This window comes from Paenibacillus sp. FSL R10-2199, assembly GCF_038000235.1.
GTDB lineage: Bacteria > Bacillota > Bacilli > Paenibacillales > Paenibacillaceae > Paenibacillus_AQ > Paenibacillus_AQ phytohabitans.
Genome location: NZ_JBBOBO010000002.1, coordinates 1,882,992 through 1,899,295 on the forward strand (window position 1 = coordinate 1,882,992; position 16,304 = coordinate 1,899,295).

The 16,304-nt window shown below is 53.8% G+C and carries 16 protein-coding genes; 4 read left to right on the forward strand and 12 right to left on the reverse strand.

Annotated elements, in window-relative coordinates:
* Positions 1-184 precede the first annotated feature (184 nt).
* Entirely contained in the window at positions 185-1,720 is a 1,536-nt protein-coding gene (locus tag NYE33_RS35995) for an acyl-CoA synthetase (RefSeq protein WP_047013997.1), read from the forward strand.
* Positions 1,721-1,878: 158 nt separating this feature from the next.
* On the opposite strand, the gene NYE33_RS36000 is transcribed toward NYE33_RS35995, so the two are convergent.
* The 5 genes from NYE33_RS36000 to NYE33_RS36020 form a co-directional block, all read right to left on the reverse strand.
* The gene (locus tag NYE33_RS36000) at positions 1,879-2,769 is read right to left on the reverse strand and encodes a CPBP family intramembrane glutamic endopeptidase (RefSeq protein ID WP_341070041.1); all 891 of its coding nucleotides are present in this window, start codon (positions 2,767-2,769) and stop codon (positions 1,879-1,881) included.
* A gap of 108 nt (positions 2,770-2,877) precedes the next feature.
* A complete protein-coding gene (locus NYE33_RS36005) occupies positions 2,878-3,450 on the reverse strand; it encodes a hypothetical protein (protein WP_341070042.1) in 573 nt (190 codons plus the stop codon).
* Between the two features lie 20 nt (positions 3,451-3,470).
* On the reverse strand, positions 3,471-4,430 hold the full coding sequence (locus NYE33_RS36010; protein WP_341070044.1) for a DUF561 domain-containing protein: 960 nt from the start codon (positions 4,428-4,430) through the stop codon (positions 3,471-3,473).
* A 76-nt stretch (positions 4,431-4,506) separates the two neighbouring features.
* Positions 4,507-4,947 (reverse strand): HEAT repeat domain-containing protein, encoded by a 441-nt coding sequence (locus NYE33_RS36015; RefSeq protein ID WP_042133669.1) that lies wholly within the window; start codon positions 4,945-4,947, stop codon positions 4,507-4,509.
* A 135-nt stretch (positions 4,948-5,082) separates the two neighbouring features.
* Positions 5,083-6,336: an MFS transporter gene (locus NYE33_RS36020; protein WP_039306503.1), complete on the reverse strand. Its 1,254-nt coding sequence runs from the start codon at positions 6,334-6,336 to the stop codon at positions 5,083-5,085.
* Positions 6,337-6,581: 245 nt separating this feature from the next.
* Here NYE33_RS36020 and NYE33_RS36025 point away from each other — a divergent pair, with 245 nt between their 5' ends.
* Positions 6,582-7,523, forward strand: a complete 942-nt coding sequence (locus tag NYE33_RS36025; protein ID WP_341070046.1) for an NADP-dependent oxidoreductase — start codon at positions 6,582-6,584, stop codon at positions 7,521-7,523.
* 156 nt (positions 7,524-7,679) lie between these two features.
* Here NYE33_RS36025 and NYE33_RS36030 read toward each other — a convergent pair whose 3' ends face one another.
* The gene (locus NYE33_RS36030) at positions 7,680-8,390 is read right to left on the reverse strand and encodes a DUF554 domain-containing protein (protein ID WP_341070048.1); all 711 of its coding nucleotides are present in this window, start codon (positions 8,388-8,390) and stop codon (positions 7,680-7,682) included.
* Between the two features lie 330 nt (positions 8,391-8,720).
* Between NYE33_RS36030 and NYE33_RS36035 the strand changes: the two genes are divergently transcribed.
* Entirely contained in the window at positions 8,721-9,911 is a 1,191-nt protein-coding gene (locus NYE33_RS36035; RefSeq protein ID WP_336103184.1) for a nucleotidyltransferase domain-containing protein, read from the forward strand.
* 8 nt (positions 9,912-9,919) lie between these two features.
* On the forward strand, positions 9,920-10,045 hold the full coding sequence (locus NYE33_RS36040; protein ID WP_341070050.1) for a hypothetical protein: 126 nt from the start codon (positions 9,920-9,922) through the stop codon (positions 10,043-10,045).
* Positions 10,046-10,522: 477 nt separating this feature from the next.
* Here NYE33_RS36040 and NYE33_RS36045 read toward each other — a convergent pair whose 3' ends face one another.
* From NYE33_RS36045 to NYE33_RS36070, 6 genes are all read right to left on the reverse strand, one after another.
* Positions 10,523-12,322: an ABC transporter ATP-binding protein gene (locus tag NYE33_RS36045; protein ID WP_341070052.1), complete on the reverse strand. Its 1,800-nt coding sequence runs from the start codon at positions 12,320-12,322 to the stop codon at positions 10,523-10,525.
* A 13-nt stretch (positions 12,323-12,335) separates the two neighbouring features.
* Positions 12,336-12,794 carry a lasso peptide biosynthesis B2 protein gene (locus tag NYE33_RS36050; RefSeq protein ID WP_042133659.1) on the reverse strand — a complete coding sequence of 153 codons (459 nt, stop codon included), beginning with the start codon at positions 12,792-12,794 and terminating at the stop codon, positions 12,336-12,338.
* Positions 12,791-13,090: a lasso peptide biosynthesis PqqD family chaperone gene (locus NYE33_RS36055; protein ID WP_042140743.1), complete on the reverse strand. Its 300-nt coding sequence runs from the start codon at positions 13,088-13,090 to the stop codon at positions 12,791-12,793. Before NYE33_RS36055 ends, NYE33_RS36050 begins: the two co-directional genes overlap by 4 nt.
* A gap of 2 nt (positions 13,091-13,092) precedes the next feature.
* Positions 13,093-14,028, reverse strand: a complete 936-nt coding sequence (locus NYE33_RS36060) for a hypothetical protein (protein WP_042140742.1) — start codon at positions 14,026-14,028, stop codon at positions 13,093-13,095.
* Between the two features lie 116 nt (positions 14,029-14,144).
* Positions 14,145-14,270 carry a paeninodin family lasso peptide gene (locus tag NYE33_RS36065; RefSeq protein ID WP_039306512.1) on the reverse strand — a complete coding sequence of 42 codons (126 nt, stop codon included), beginning with the start codon at positions 14,268-14,270 and terminating at the stop codon, positions 14,145-14,147.
* Positions 14,271-14,299: 29 nt separating this feature from the next.
* Positions 14,300-16,225, reverse strand: a complete 1,926-nt coding sequence (locus NYE33_RS36070; RefSeq protein WP_341070054.1) for an asparagine synthase-related protein — start codon at positions 16,223-16,225, stop codon at positions 14,300-14,302.
* Between the last annotated feature and the right edge of the window lie 79 nt (positions 16,226-16,304).

Below are 16,304 nucleotides of genomic sequence, written 5' to 3' on the forward strand. Positions count from 1 at the left end.
GAGAACGTTCAAAATAAAAGCTGTCACAGAACATTCTTCTGTACCGTTACGGTGATTTAGCATCTGGTACTAGGAGAACGTGCTATACTATATTTATCAGATACATCATCATGTTTGCATAGGAGAGGTTCAATTGGATAATCAACGCTGGATCGCACCTGAATTCTACAATCTCACTTCGGAAATGGAGCAGCATCCTGAAGATAAGATTGCCCTTAAATGGTTACAAGAGAACGGGGATTTCGAAGAAATCACCTATGGACGGCTTATGGCTCAGGCTAACCGTCTGGCTGGGGGGCTGTCAGGCCTCGGTCTTAAGCAAGGGGACCGTGTCCTGGTTATGGTACCACGCCGCATTATCGCCTACGTCATCTATCTGGCCTGCCTGAAGCTGGGACTTGCCGTTATCCCATCTTCTGAAATGCTGCGGGCCAAGGATCTGTCTTACCGGCTGCGCCATTCCGAAGCCCGCGCGGTCATTGTCTGGTCGGAGGTTACCGGTGAAGTGAACAAGATCGCCGAAGATCTGCCTGCACTGGACTATCGCCTGTCTGTCGGCGAAGCTGAGCTTGGCAACGGCTGGGTAGACCTGGAAGGCCTGATGGACGGACAATCCGACTCCTTCCCTGCGGTTGCCAGCCGCCGGGACGATATCGCCATCCTGGCCTATACTTCCGGTACAACCGGCAACCCGAAGGCCGTAGTCCATACCCACGGCTGGGGATATGCGCATCTGCGGATCACCTCTTCCCTCTGGCTGGATATCCGTGAATCGGATACCGTCTGGGCAACGGCCGCGCCGGGCTGGCAGAAGTGGATCTGGAGTCCATTCCTGACCGTACTCGGCAACGGGGCTACCGGCTTCGTCTATAATGGCCCTTTCCATCCGGACCGTTATCTTCAGTTGCTGCAGGATGAGAAGATCGGTGTATTGTGCTGCACACCTACAGAGTACCGTCTGATGGCCAAGACTGAAGGCCTCGCCCAGTACGATCTGTCGAATCTGCGTTGTGCGGTATCCGCCGGTGAGCCGCTGAATCAGGAAGTCATTCACACCTTCCAGCAGCACTTCGATATTACGATCCGCGACGGCTATGGACAAACAGAGAGCACCCTGATCATCGCGGCGCTGAAGGATGAGCCGATCCGTGTCGGCTCCATGGGCAAATCAATCGCTCCCGGTATTGTTGAAGTAATCGATGAGGAAGGACATCCGCTGCCTGCCGGGGTCGTAGGTGATATCGCCGTGCATCTGAGCATGCCTGCCCTGTTCCAGAATTACTACAAAGATCCGGAGCGCAAAGCAAACTGCTCGCACGGGGAGTATTTCGTAACCGGCGACCGGGCGCGCAAGGATGAGGACGGCTACTTCTGGTTCGAGGGCCGCGGGGATGATATCATCATCAGCTCTGGTTATACCATCGGACCGTTTGAAGTAGAAGAAGCATTAATGAAGCATAATCTGGTCAAGGAATGCGCAGTGGTAGCCAGTCCTGACGAGATCCGCGGCTCGGTCGTCAAAGCTTTTGTCGTGCTCAAGGACGGCCATGCCGGCACACCGGAGCTGGCCAAAGAGCTGCAGTCCCATGTCAAGGAACAGACTGCACCTTACAAGTACCCGCGCAAAATCGAATTCATTACGGATCTGCCGAAGACGACCTCCGGCAAAATCCGCAGAATCGAGCTGCGTGAGCAGGAGAAGAAGGCTGCGCAAGAGTAGGCAGCAGCTTGGCCTACAGCAGCAGGCTCGCTCCTGTTGACTGGAAGCACGCCGATAAGGCCAGTTCCTAATGAACTGGAGAAACAATAAAATCCCCGTTCCTACAGTGACGTAGGAACGGGGATTTTTGTGCTTTTACCTCAAGACAGCCTTAAGCTCTAACGAATACGAATCGAACCTTCCCGTCCCTGTATCCTTGTACCGCGTTTGCCGCTGGACAGAAGCAGCAACGTTGTATACAGAATGACAAGAATAAGTGTGGTGACCAGACTCCCTTCCAGACCGAACTTGCCCCCGGTCAGCAGCTCATTTCCTTGTAAGGATACCGAATAGATACCTTTGGGCGTATTCCCGCTCACCGCAACGCCGTATATGTAGCCCTGGAACAGATTCCAGGAAATATGCAGCGCCATCGCAGCGTACAAATTACCTGTCCGGAGAGTCACCCAAGAGAAGATTAAAGCGATAGTCACGATATTCAGTCCACTGATCCAGCTATATCCGGGATTCGCCATGTGGGCAAGCGAGAATAAGATGGAGGTCAGGCCCACTGCGGCCGGAATACCGAGCCTTGAGGACAGCAGATGCTGAAGGTATCCTCTGAAGATCACCTCTTCGCAGATTCCGGCCAGCAGTGCCGTAATCACAATATCCGCCGCATCGAGCTGTCCGAACCGGGGCTGTGACCACTCTCCCTGAACCACAGCATTCCCCAGACCCCATAACACCAGCAGAACGGAGGATAGCAGCAGTGCTCCGCCTGCGAAGCCGGCAGCGAACCGCTTGCCGTCAGGCCTGGACAATCCTATGCTGGACAGCGGACGCTTATGTATTATTCGTACCGTATAACACACGACAATAAACGAATAGATGGCTGTAGATTTGAAGACACGCACCCAGCCGTCCGGATCGAATAGTCCTGTGGAACCTACGCGCAGCGATAGACCAAAGGAGACAATTACCGTCAGAAGCGCAATAGCCCCGCCGACCCATAAAATCTCCCAGCCTGCTCTGAGCTGCCTGTTCCGGTTCCTGAATAGAAATTGCATGTGCAGTCACCCTTCCCTTCCTCATCCTCTCATCCTTTAGACGGACCGAAAGGGAAGGGCCCTGCAAAACAATTGAATATATGCAAAATAATCCAGAGCCGCAGCTGCTTATTCCGACCAGTACTTCGCATCCGGATTCAGTGCCGCGCCTACCTCGCCTTCCGTTACCAGATCGCAATCCAGGTAGCCCTCTTCATCCAGGAAATATACCTCCTGCTTATAGAATTCGCACAGGGTCTCCAGGAATTTCTCCGGTGAATCATACATGGTCACCAAATCGCCGTAGTCGTGCAGCAGGTCGCATACCCGCTCTACCCCATCCTCAGACCGGTAGTAGCAGATAAAATCACTGCCGTAGTTAGTCAGCAGCGGCAGCACGACCCCGCCGCCGGCATAGCCCTTCTCCAGCAGGATGCCTGACAGTAGCGCTACTTCCTGGCCGTATTCCCTGATATGAATCAGCCGGTAGCCCGGAATGAATTCAACCAGGCTGGGGTCCTCTTCGCTGCTGCCCGTTCCCACAACCGTGTCATAGATTGCCTGTAAAAGCGGAGGAACCTCGGGGGCATACTCTGAAATAGCGGCACTGCCTCCTGCCGGGGCCTTGCCCAGACTGGCGGTGTAGCCGGGCCGCAATTGCGCGGACAGCTCCAGGAATTCCTGAAATTTATGGGTAAGCATGAAATCATCCTTTTCTTGGATTAATATAGTGCGCCTGTATGAACATCATCGGTCATTTTATATACTTTGCGGCCAACGGTCTTGGCTTCTGTGAACATGGAGGTGATGACCTCCTGCACGGTGGTAATCTCACGTACCAGCCCGGCAATCTGGCCGGCCATTACCGAACCGTTCTCTGTATCCCCGTCACGGACCGCAAGACCCAGAGAGCCCATTGCCAGTGCCTCCAGCTCCTCTTTACCCGCCCCGCCATTCTCCAGCCTCATGTACTCCAGCGTCATACGGTTCTTAATGCTGCGCACAGGAACACCTAGCGAACGGCCGGTTACCAGCGTATCGCCGTCTTGTGCGGCAACAACCGCCTGCTTAAACTGCTCATGGGCCGGACATTCGATTGTCGCCAGGAAGCGTGTGCCCACCTGCACCCCTTGCGCTCCCAGTGCAAAAGCTGCCGCCGCTCCCCGGCCATCGGCGATTCCGCCGGCAGCAATGACGGGAATGGCTACAGCATCGGCAACCTGTGGAACAAGCACCATGGTTGTAGTCTCGCCCACATGACCGCCCGCCTCTGTGCCTTCGGCCACAATCGCGTCGACTCCCAGCGCCTCCATTTTCCGTGCAATCTGCACAGAAGGAACTACAGGAATGACCACTATACCTGCTGCCTTCCACATGGCCACATAATTCTTGGGCGAACCCGCTCCTGTGGTCACGACCTTAACGCCTTCGTCTATCACCAGTTGCGCCAGTTCATCCCGGTTGGGAGCCATCAGCATCAGGTTGACGCCGAAGGGCTTAGCCGTCAGGCTTTTACACTTATGAATTTCTTCCCGCAGCCGGTCCGCACTCATCCCGCCGGAGGCAATGACTCCCAGTCCCCCCGCATTCGACACCGCTGCTGCCAGTTCGGCGTAGGCAATCTGCGCCATGGCCCCCTGGATAATCGGATAGGTGATCCCCAGCATTCTTGCAATACTCATAATCCTTCCCCCTTATCACATCAAAAAGCGGATCGATAAGGAAGGCTCCCCCATCTCTCCGCTTGCAGTGCTCTACCTATTTGGTGGCCGAAACCCACATTTTCTCCAGCCATTCATCGAAATTCTCGCCCTTCTCGCCTTCGTAGGCATCGTAGACGTCAACCCGCATCTTCTTCAGCTTCTCTTTGAATTCCTCGTAAGAATGGTCTTTCGGAAGACTCTTCTTAATCCGCAGAATAATCTTCGATACCCCTCTGAACAGCTCGGCCTTGTTCTTCGACGGAACCTTGACCTCTTCGCCGAAGGCTCTCAGCTTGTTGTACGCGGCTTCTTGAACGGTATATACAGGATCGCTGATCATCAGACGATTAAGGATATCAATAATTTGTTTGTGGTTGTAGCGGCCCAGCTCTTCCACTGCTTCAAGACGCGCTCTCCAATCCGCGGAGCGGCCGGCGGCTTTCTTCAGTTCCTCATAATTCTCTGGCAGCTCTTGGATTACTTCTTCATTATTCAAACGATACAATCCCCTTCTTGGTTAAATCTGATATATAGAACGTTTATCTTGCATAGTGCAATTCTACAGTACTGTACTCCTTGATTTCAATCTTTTGTACAAACATTCATGCGATTCCGGAGCAACCGGCAGCTCTTACTCATTTCCTCCGGCATTCTCCGCTTCAGCACCAGGAACAGCAGCAGGCTTGCCTGCCTCGATCAGCACCTTATTACCCAGCAGGAAAAAGCCTTGGATAAACAGCAGCATCCCCGTAATGATCAGCAGCCATTCAATCTGTATGAGATCGGCCAACGGTCCAAAGACCAGCATGCCCAGCGGCATCATCGAACTCGAAATCATGCCCAGCACCCCGAAGACCCGGCCCAGGTAATCCGGCTCCACCTTCTCCTGCAGCAGAACTGTGGAAGGGGTATTGAAGAACGGCAGCGCCAGTCCCACCAGCCCCATTACGGCAAGATAAATCCAGAAGACCGGAATTACACCCAGCGCAAACGTGCATAACCCGACGGCAAGGGCCGATAGGGTCATCGTATGAACCCGGTTCCGGAAACCCGGCCAGACGGCCATCAGCAGCCCGCCAAGCATCATCCCGATCGAGAACGTAATCTCAATGGCGGTCAGCCGCCAGATATCCCCGCCAAAGGTTCGCGTAACCTGCAGCGGAGTCAGAAACGATACCGGGGCCGCCAGCACAAAGAAAAAAGCACAGAAAATAAAAAAGCTTCTAATATAAGCATGCTGCCGGATATAGCTGAAGCCCTGGCGCAGATCACTCAAATAGCTGAGTGTCTGCTCTGCAGCAGCTTTGGCGTGAAGCGGCACCTGCACGAAGAAGAACATCGTCATAACTGCCACTGCAGCAGTAATCACATCGATGAAAAATATAATTTCAATACTCGCCATGCTCAGCAGGGCTCCGCTCAGCATCGGGGACAGCAGCATCACCATTGCCTGAATGCTGCCGTTGATTCCGCTGATCCGGGTCAGTTTGTCTTCCGGCACCAGCTGCGGCAGCATGGCTGCTACAGCCGGTGTCTGCACTCCGCCTCCAAGCGCCCGCAGGGCAGACACCACAAAAAGCAGCCACATCTGGTCGTACCCCAGCAGAAACAATATCGCCAGAACCAGCGTCGAAGCCGCAATAATGGAATCCGAGAGGACAATCAGCCATTTGCGGCTGTAACGGTCTGCCCAGACCCCCGCAAAGGGCGACAAGAGAAACATCGGCACAAATCCGCAGATAATCGCTAACGTCATCATTACTCCGGACTGTGTATTCAGGGTAATATACCAGAGAATCGCATACTGGACCAGTGAAGATCCGAACAGCGAGACGGTCTGGCTGGTAAGGAAAAAGGCAATATTTTTCTTCCAGTCAGTGTTCATTGTCAGGGGATTCCTCCTCTTTCTCAGCACTTTAGAGTCATATTCTAGCATAGTTTCCACAGCGCTACCTAATGGATTTTAACCAAGCAGGAATGGTTTGCCGTCCTTTTTCAGGACGCTACCGTTTCAGCGAGAAATATAAGATAATTTATGCGCAGAGCATATAAATTCTTAGCTTTTAAATACATCTGCAAAAGTATAGTATGTACAAACGAATCCGCAAGCAGTATAGGAGGTTACCATCAATGAAAGCCATCGCTATTCATGCGTTCGGCCCCGCCGGAAATTTAACAGAGATTGATATCCCCGTTCCCATTCCGGGTGAGCATGAAATTCTGATTGAAATGTATGCGACTTCTGTTAATCCGGCGGACTTGAAGGTCAGGGAGGGCTCATTGCCTGCTGGCAGCGGACACACACCTGCCTTCCCGCTGATCCCCGGAATAGACGTTGCCGGAGTGGTCGTGAGCACAGGCAGCGGAGTAAGCCGGTTCAAGCCGGGTGATGCGGTGTTTGGGCTGATGCAGGTTAAGAAGGGCGGGGCCTACGCGGAATATACATTGGCAAACGGCCAGGAGCTGGCGCCGATTCCCCCGGGGTTATCCTTTGAAGCAGCTGGCGCTCTGCCTGCTGCCGGACTTGCCGCCTGGCAGGCGCTTGCCAGTGCCAGGGTCTCCAGCCGGGACCGCGTGCTGGTTCACGACGGCGCGGGAGGTATCGGCAGCTTGGCGATCCAGCTTGCCAAGCTCCGGGGAGCTACCGTGATTACGACGGTAAGCGGTGATGAGCTTGATCTGGCCTGGGGCATCGGAGCCGACCAGGCGATAGACCGGCAAGAGCAGGATTTCGCCGCTATTCTCGGGCAGAGCATAGATGTTGTGATCGACACCGCCGGAGGTCTGATCCTGAACCGGAGCTTTGCGGTTCTCGCACCCGGCGGGAGGCTGATCTCCACTGCGGAGCGGCCTGACCCGGTACAAGAGGCGGCTGGGGACATCACCACAGCGTACCTCACTCCCGCCGCTGACCCGTTCCAGTTGGCCGAGCTGGCCCGGCTGACGGCCGAGCGCCGGCTGAAGCTGATAATTGGCCAGTCCTTCCCGCTCACTGCAGAAGGACTGCGCAGCGCACATCTGCTGTGCGAAAGCAGGCAGACTCAGGGCAAAGTCGCTATCACTATCAAATAACGGTCCGGCAATGCGCATGCCCGCTCATCTGATATAAGGCAAGGATACCTCCACTTCAAGACCCTTTATGGGCTAAGTGGGGGTAGTTGATTATAGAAATATTAGCCGTTTCATCACAAGTTCAAGCGGAGGAAATCCCGTATGGCCCAGGTTGCCTCAATTCAGTTGAAATCCATGCACCAGCACGACCAGCAGTACAGCCACAAGAATACCGGGCAGAAGATTGGCTACCTTGATCTTGGTAATTCCCAGCAGATTCAGGCCGATCGCCATGATCATAATCCCTCCCGCTGCGGTCATCTCAGCAATACAGTCGTTCAGCAGTGCTTCAGGCACAAACCGGGTAATCTGTGTAGCAAGCAGAGCAATAATCCCTTCATATAGAACAACAGGGACCGCCGAGAACAGAACACCGACTCCCAGCGTCGAGGTCAGAATAATGGAAATGAAACCGTCCATAATCGCTTTGGTATAGAGAATCTGATGATCACCTTTGATGCCGCTGTCGAGGGCTCCGAGAATAGCCATTGCACCCACCACAAACACCAGGCTTGCCGTGACGAATCCCAGCGAGATACTCCCCTGTCCACCTGCCCCCACTCTACGCTCCAGCCAATTCCCTGCACGGGTGAACCTGTCTTCAATGTTGATCCATTCACCGGCTACCGCCCCGATCACGAGGCTTAGAATGACGATCAGGAAATCCCCGCTTTTGAGGCCCATCTGCACCCCCAGCACAACAATCGCCAGCCCAATCCCGTTCATCACCGTGTTCTTCATACTCTCCGGTATCCGTTCCAGCAGCTTGCCCAGCATTGTTCCGATAATAATAGCTGCTCCATTCACTAAAGCTCCCAACAGCACCATCGCTCAGCAGTTCCCCCAACTATAATTTCTCTCTTATCCTAGCATTATAGGGGTAACAGGCACTGTAGCGTCAATAGTGTTGCCGGCCGAGCAGATGCATATGGCCCATCAGGATTACATCGCCAGATTAAATTGACAGATTTCTGTTAACGATGGTACGCTCACTAATATCATTCTCTAAATACAAGTAGAAACGGCCAGCCTTCCTGAGAAGAACGGTATCCGTTTCAGCGGGAAAGATAAGGACATTCTAATGCGTCTGGCATATATATTCTTATCTTTGAACAAATCCGGTGCGGATCTGTTCAAAGCCAAGTAAGGAGAGTCTCTATGAATGAACGGCCTACCCTCGATAAGGGGAGCTTATCTAAGGAAACATTACTTCTTCTTGCGCTTTTAACTTCTGAGAATATCAATGAAACGGCACACCAGAATCCGCAGCTGTTCACAGGCCTGGACTGGGATGTATTCTTGCGGCTTACCTTGCATCACCGGGTATACCCATATTTGTATCCGAAGCTCAGCCGGATGGATGGGGATGTAATTCCTGCCAGCGTCCTGGAGCGGATAAAAATGGAGTATCGCCGCAATACCGTCCAGATGCTTCAGCTCAGCGGTGAAATGAGTAACCTCGGCACTCAGCTGGCCGAATTGAATATCCGCTGCCTGTTCCTCAAGGGTCCGGTGCTTGCGCAGGCGTTGTACGGAGATATCTCGCTGCGGACCTCACGGGACCTTGATTTCCTGGTGCCGATGGCGCAGCTGCAGGATACGGAAGCCCTGCTGATCCGTCTGGGGTATGTGAAGGAAGAAACGTTCGAGAGCATACTCGGAGACTGGAAATGGCGGGAGCATCATACTACATTCAATCATCCGGTCAGTAAGATCAAGGTGGAGGTACACTGGAGATTAAGCCCGGGGCCGTCCAAAGAACCCGATTTCGATACCCTGTGGAAGCATGCGCGGACAAGCAGCCCCTTCGGCCGCAACGTCCACTATCTGGGCCAGGAGGATCTGTTCCTGTTCCTGGCTGCCCATGGAGCCAGACATGGATGGTCCCGGCTGAGATGGCTGCTGGACATCAAAATGCTGCTGTTGCAGCAGCCGGACTCCGCTGTATTGACCCGCCTGCTGCGGCGCTACAATTACAGCGCTGTAGGCGGACAGGCACTCATTCTGGCAGCCGGTCTGCTGGACGCGGAGATAGAGCCCGGATTGTCCGCTCTGACGGACCAACCCAAAGCCCGCAGATTAGCACAGCGCGCCCTGTTCTATGTGGCGCGGATGGTCAATCTGCACAACCCTCCGCTGGAGCCGGAGGTCGAGCGTCATTATAAATATTACCAGCCGGCGATTCTATCCCCCTGGCATCAGGTACTCTATGTAACCGGCTTTATGTACCCTTATGCAGCGGATGCGAAGACACTGCCGCTGCCGGAGGCGCTGCATTTCTTGTATTTCCCCCTCCGTCCTTTCCTGTGGAGCTGGCGGAAGGTAACGGGTGCAGAGAAACGGATATAGCGGGCGGGATGCGGAAACCGCACTTCACTCAACAACCACACGAGTTACCTGTCAATACCGGTCAATCGCTGGCGGGACTGGTCAGAATGGTCGGGCTGGTCGGACTGCCGGGACTTGCGGGACTAACGGAATAAACACTTAAACACTTAAACACTTAAATCCTCACTTCTGATTGATTGCCGGCAGAATTGAGTCTCTTAAGTAAGCAATGCGGGCATAAATGTAACCTTAAATAAGCAATATAGGCATAAATGTTGTACGTTTTGCAACTTTGACTTCTGGATTGCAGGGTTTGCGGGAGGATTGTTGTACAAAATACAAGAATAATCCAACAAAGCCGCTTGAATAAGGTGAAATGCTGCATTTTGTACAACAATATTGGATTTGAGCCGGTAACATGAGGAAAATGTTGTATTCTGTGCAGGATTTCATAAAGTTACAGGTTCACTACCGCGAACAGGGGATGATTAGCGGAGGATTAGCGAAGGATTAGCGGATGAATCCAGAAATTCATACTACAGTTCATCAGCCATCCGGAAGTCCAAGATCACCGCAGTGATGTCCAGCGTAGGCTAAAGACAATATAGGGGAGGGGCTAATTACCCCCTCCCCTATATTGCTTCTTCCTGCCCGCTAAGCAGACGGCTGAACATGCCGCCCTTCTCTGAAGCCAGGCCGCTGTATATTCCCTGCTGGATCACCCGTCCCTGGTCGATGACCAGAATCTGATCGGCTCCCCGGATGGTGGACAGGCGATGGGCAATGACGATGACCGTCACCGATGCCTTCAGCCGCTCCAGCGCCTCCTGAATCCGCTTCTCATTCTCGGTATCGAGCGCACTCGTCGCTTCATCAAGCACAAGGATGGACGGCTTGCGGATAATCGCGCGCGCCAGTACCAGACGCTGCCGTTCCCCGCCGGACAGGCGTACGCCGCGGTCGCCGAGCAGCGTATCCAGTCCGTCCGGCAGCTTGCGCACAAAATCAGCCGAAGACGCAAACTCCAGCGCCTCCCACAATTCTGCTTCCTCCGCATCCGGCTTGATCATCGTCAGATTGTCGCGGATGGTCGCATTGTACAGAAAAGGGTCCTGCGCAACATACCCGATGGATCTCCGGTAGGACAGCAGCCGATCACCTGTAATAGGCGCACCGTCAGCCAGGATCTCACCGGTCTCCGGCTGCATCAGTCCCATGAGCAGATCAACGAGCGTGCTCTTCCCGGCGCCCGAACGTCCGACAATGGCGGTCATCTTCCGGGCCGGAATCAAGACATTTACGTTCTGAAGTGAATATTCCGATTCATGCGGATGATAGCGGAAGTCAACATTCCTGGCTTCAAGACTATGCTTCAAGATCATAGGGGCTACAGCTTCCCCGCCTTCCACCCGGTCATGCTCCACAGCGGCAAGACATTCGTCCTGCAGCAGCTGCAGCTGCTTGAAGGAGGGCAGTACGGAAGCGAGTTGCTCCATCAGCGACTGCAGGGTAGAGAATGTCGGCCACAGCCGGGTAAATACCAGAATAACCAGCAGCAGATTAGGACCCTCTGCTTGCATAAACCGGAAGGAGACAAAGATAAACACGGCAATCAGCAGTGTAGAGGACAACTTGTACAGCAGCTGTGAGTTCGAACGCAGGCGGGTATAGTCCAGCTGCTCCTGCTTCACCTCTCCGGTGAAGGCATGCAGCCACTCCAGCCGGGAATGCTCCAGATTATTGCTTTTGATATCCTTGATTCCGTTCAGCTGATCCGTAATTCCGCCCAAGTAGGTCTTGCCAAGTTCCGTGCTGCGGCTGCCCAGCTTCTTAGCCTTACGGATGAAGCGGCGGGAGAACAGGGACAACAGAACAGCGCAGACGAGTACGGAGAGCGTCATCTTGGGGGACAGCCAGAAGGCGAAGCCGATCTGCACCAGCGTGAACAGCAGCGAGGTAAGAAACTGCAGGAAGCAGCTGATGCCGGCAAGCACTCTGGCCAGTTCCGTCGTCATCACGTTGATCAGATCGGAGGTGCGCTTTTTCAGAAAAAAAGACCATTCGGCCCGCAGCAACGCGCTGTATACCTCATAACGCAGCTGTCTGCCGTAGGTCTGCTGAATCTCCACATTGCGGATGGCCACGGACCGTGAGATCAGATTCTGGCAGAGCACAATGAGCACATAACCGCCAAGCACCAGCAGGAGCGCCGTGGTCTGCGGCAGTTCGGAGATGAAGCCAAGCATCGGAAGATGAAGACCGGCCGTGGCTGTGCCGCCTAACTGAATACCAGCCATACCCAGCATAGGTACAAGCAGCAATATGGCAGAGCTCTCCAGCAGACCACTGATCACCATACCGGACAAGTTGAGATATAGTTTAGCTCCCGACAAGCGCTGAAGCTGCCGGAAATAATAGATTATCGCTTGCATGGGCCCACCTCGATCACTCAGCTTGTAACACTTTGGCGAATTTCTCCACAACCACGAATCCCTGCATGGCATCATCACCGGAGACATAATAAGCCCCGCTTCTCAGCCAGGCATGGGCGATCATCTGCCCCTGCTTATCCCGCGCAACCCCCATATAGAGTGTGCTCTCAATCCCCCGCTTCTCCAGCATCTTCAGACCGGCTACGGCTCTGACCATACAGGTGCTTTTCCAGGGCGTATAGCGGCTGATCACCCGAATGGCCTTCGTGATTTGCTGAATGCGGGGAATATCCGTGTCTTTGGATACCGCCGGAGTCTCCAGGGATTTCACCCCGAGCTGCGGAGCCGTCTTGGCAAAAGGAAACAGCAGCTGGATTCTAACCAGGAAAAGCCGCCATAACGCCTCAGGAATCAGCGCCAGCGCGGCTTTGTCATACTTCAGCAGTAAACCGATGCGCCGGAGGGTAATCATGGCCCGTTGACGATGGCGACGAGATCCTCATTCAGCAGATTCTGCACAAAATCAAATACGTCCTGCTGTGCCAGCTCCGCCGGAACCTCAAAGATCTCCTGCATGATCTCGGCAATCCGGCGGATGGACACCGGTGATGCCAAGGCTTCCCAGATCTCGCCCCCGACCTCACCAAGGTTGTAATACTTACCGTTCTTCACATTCAGCATCACCTTCTCGCCATCCATGTCACTGGCGATATTGCCTTCCCGCTGAACCAGAACCGAATCAAGGGACAGGACTGCTGCTGTATCCATATTCATATTTTCATCTCCTTCACCTTTTGGGTAATCGTCTCAAAGATCAGCTCCGTCTGCTGCGGTGCACTGAAGCCCTGCTCCGGACGGGTCAGACGGTACATCGGTAGCCGGTTAACGAATGAGGCCAGCATACCGAAGTGCCATTCCCTGACCCCCATGGGGTCCACCAGCGCTTTTTGATAGGTATGATTATATAAGGTATGAAGCCGCTCCAAGCCGCTGATAGCCTCTACTGACACCGGCCCGTCCTGTACAGACAGTTCAAATATTCCTGCAAGCGGCAGCGGTTCAGCCTGGAACCGGTCATGAACGGGTATGGCAAACTTGGTCTCCCGCTTAAACAGCGGGCGGTACGCAGACGAATTCATTCCCAAATAGTCCAAGCTTTGCTGCCACAGCTTCTGCTGCGGATAACCTGGAACAGCTAATGGAGTTCCATTATGCACCAACACGGGAATAACGTCGTCACTGACCAGGAGATGTCCCTGATCCATTAAATAGGAAGCAAGCGTAGACTTGCCCGCTCCCGAACGCCCGACCAGCGCGTATGCCTTATTCTCAAGAACAAGTGAGCTTCCATGAAGAGCCAATACGCCTTTTTGCATCAGAAGAACACCCATGCAGCTGCCCAGAATGAACAGGCGGATGCTATCCGGATCGGCATGGACTGCGGGAGATACGGTAATAGTGCTGCCATTCTGTATAGAAAATACGGCTGTGCCTTTAACCATGAACATCACTTCTTGCTCTGCCATACCCAGATTCGGTGAAATCTTCGGTATCGCCTCCCAGCGCTCGGACAAATCAGCCTCCACAACAGATACGCTGCCCAACCTTCCGGGCTGCTCCGTACGGGGAAGTTCCGGCAAGGGGAATTCACTGAGAATTTGCAGACCAAAAGCCTTATACCCCAGGCATTGCACTGTGCTCGCCATACGGTTCACTCCACCTTTATCAATTTCACCCGGCTGCCTGCCGGTGATGTGAGGATAGCCCTTATCCCCCTCCAGCAAGCTAAGAGGGATGAGGGCTGGGATGTTGCCAAGCAAAACTAGGAGTGACTAACGATTTCTTCCGGATCCGATTGGAAGGAGTCGGCAATAGCGATCCCAGGTCCAGCCATAGTCATTTTAACATCCAGAACTTCCAATGCAGGCTTGCTGTATTCCTTTTTCATATTTGTCACCCCCTTTCAAGAAACATCCATCAGGTCACACGCTTCAGAAAGCGGTAGAACACCAGTCCTCTCGTAAGAAGGCGGAAATCCGTGTTGAATATTAATAATGGTGCGGGCTCACTACCCAGCCGGTCTAAACACCCGGCGAGCCCGGCATGATTCAAGTAAGAGGAAGTCCGGGGGTCCTGAAGCATCTCCCTTAGCTCCTGCAGGAACATCTGCCATTGGGGCAGCATACGTGTAATCCCATCTGCTCCCTGTATACCGCGCCGCGTCTGGTTTAGTCTGACCTTGTCCGGCAGCCGTCCTTCCATGGCCCGGCGGATTAACGACCGGTCCACTCCGTTCTGGACGTACTGCCCTTCAGGGACAGACAGACAGAAGTTGATGACACGCAGATCATTCGTAGGGTCACGATCCCATACCCTGTACTTCAGCGACAGCTTGGTAGCTGCCGTTCCATTCACATTCCAGATATGCGGCTGCTGGAAATGCTGTCTGCGGATATCGTATACCGTCTGGGAGGAAGCATCTCCTTCAAGCTCTCTCAGCTTCTCTTGCACCCCTGTCCGCCGTGCGAATTCAGGATGAATCAGCTCTAGAGGGGCCTCCTGCTTCCCGGAGATCAGCTGGCCAAGGCCGGGGAACACCTTGCGGCCGACAATCTTCAGCATTTTCTTGCGGCTTGCCCCCATCGAACGACTATAAAGCTTGTTCTCGCGGTAGAATGAAATCCAGTGAAATTCGCGCAGCAGCTTCGCCTGGTAATCCAGTGCAGGCCCCCAGGAGATACTCCAGTTGCCCCGTTGTCCGCTGAGCAGAACACCGGCGCCTTTCATTTGTGCTTGTTCATATATGCCTTTGAGCCAATAGGAATTCTCTATGAATTTGTAGGGCATCTCCATAATATCCAGCCATTCGTCAATTTCACCATAAGGGCTCCGGTCAGGAAAGTTCAAGAAGCTGGGCTGAATGTTCCCCACATGGTCGATGGTCTCTTGAATATATGGACGCTCATCGGTGACCCGCTGGCCCAGTTTAAAGCCTGTAAAATTGTCCAGCGGATAAGAGCTGAATGTAAATAATGGCTTGCCGCGGCGGCGGAGCTCCTCTGCAGCAAAGCTGACCACTGAGCCGGAATCCAGTCCGCCGCTCAGATTGGCGCCTACGGCGAGATGGGTCCGCAGCCGGTCTCTGACTGCCTGCCCGAATACCTCACGGAACGCTTCCTCGTATTCGCCGTTGCCGCGAAGCCTTAATGGAGGCGGAGTCCGGAAGGTGTAATACTGGGAGAAGGTAACCCCCTTCGCGCTGACTGTAACCGAGTGGGAAGGCGGCAGCTGTTCCACCCCTTGATAAACCGTGGAGAACATATCAGCCACATCGTTCCGGGCCTGGCTCGCCAGATACTCTGAAATCCAGCCTTCGTTCAGACCCTGCTGACCATCAGGCAAGGCCAGCAAGGGATGAATTACGGTACAGAAGGAGAACTCTTTGCCGGAACGGCGAAAGTAAAGCGTCCGGTTACCCGAGAAATCCCTCGCCCCAAACAGCGTCCGCTTGCGCGCGTCCCAGATCATGAAGGCAAAGTCACCGACCAGATGAACCGGAGCCTCTCCCCCCCATTTCTCATAGGCCAAGAGAATCAGCAGACTGTCTGGAATGGAATCACGATCTTCCCGGACAACCTGAAGTTGTCCGAACAGTTCGCTGCGGTTATCAATGATTGCATCGGCCACAATCGCCAGCCCGCGTTCCGGATCATAATAGGGGAGAATCTCATTCCTTGACTGTGGGGTGATCCACTGCGAGCGGCAGCCGAGGAAGAGTCCCTCTGCCCTCCAGGCCCTGGCATCATCAGCCGGATAACGCTGCAGCTGCTGCATAAGGCGCGGACCCAGCTCCGGGTCCAGCGGCCCATGCTGCATAGAATAGATCCCGGCGATTGCGCTCATTGTACGACCTCCAGCTGTCTAAGAATTCGATATTCGTTCTTAATAATGAACACTTCTTACTATATAAGATAACGTTCTT

Coding starts and splice junctions, on each gene's coding strand:
- NYE33_RS36005 (WP_341070042.1), bottom strand. CDS start 3,450: ATGCTTACCCATAAATTTCAGGAATTCCTGGAGCTGTCCGCGCAATTG.
- NYE33_RS36065 (WP_039306512.1), bottom strand. CDS start 14,270: ATGAAAAAGGAATACAGCAAGCCTGCATTGGAAGTTCTGGATGTTAAA.
- NYE33_RS36020 (WP_039306503.1), bottom strand. CDS start 6,336: ATGAACACTGACTGGAAGAAAAATATTGCCTTTTTCCTTACCAGCCAG.
- NYE33_RS36010 (WP_341070044.1), bottom strand. CDS start 4,430: ATGAGTATTGCAAGAATGCTGGGGATCACCTATCCGATTATCCAGGGG.
- NYE33_RS35995 (WP_047013997.1), top strand. CDS start 185: ATGGAGCAGCATCCTGAAGATAAGATTGCCCTTAAATGGTTACAAGAG.
- NYE33_RS36055 (WP_042140743.1), bottom strand. CDS start 13,090: ATGGATACAGCAGCAGTCCTGTCCCTTGATTCGGTTCTGGTTCAGCGG.
- NYE33_RS36000 (WP_341070041.1), bottom strand. CDS start 2,769: ATGCAATTTCTATTCAGGAACCGGAACAGGCAGCTCAGAGCAGGCTGG.
- NYE33_RS36070 (WP_341070054.1), bottom strand. CDS start 16,225: ATGAGCGCAATCGCCGGGATCTATTCTATGCAGCATGGGCCGCTGGAC.
- NYE33_RS36025 (WP_341070046.1), top strand. CDS start 6,582: ATGAAAGCCATCGCTATTCATGCGTTCGGCCCCGCCGGAAATTTAACA.
- NYE33_RS36060 (WP_042140742.1), bottom strand. CDS start 14,028: ATGGCGAGCACAGTGCAATGCCTGGGGTATAAGGCTTTTGGTCTGCAA.
- NYE33_RS36050 (WP_042133659.1), bottom strand. CDS start 12,794: ATGATTACCCTCCGGCGCATCGGTTTACTGCTGAAGTATGACAAAGCC.
- NYE33_RS36035 (WP_336103184.1), top strand. CDS start 8,721: ATGAATGAACGGCCTACCCTCGATAAGGGGAGCTTATCTAAGGAAACA.
- NYE33_RS36045 (WP_341070052.1), bottom strand. CDS start 12,322: ATGCAAGCGATAATCTATTATTTCCGGCAGCTTCAGCGCTTGTCGGGA.
- NYE33_RS36040 (WP_341070050.1), top strand. CDS start 9,920: ATGCGGAAACCGCACTTCACTCAACAACCACACGAGTTACCTGTCAAT.
- NYE33_RS36030 (WP_341070048.1), bottom strand. CDS start 8,390: ATGGTGCTGTTGGGAGCTTTAGTGAATGGAGCAGCTATTATTATCGGA.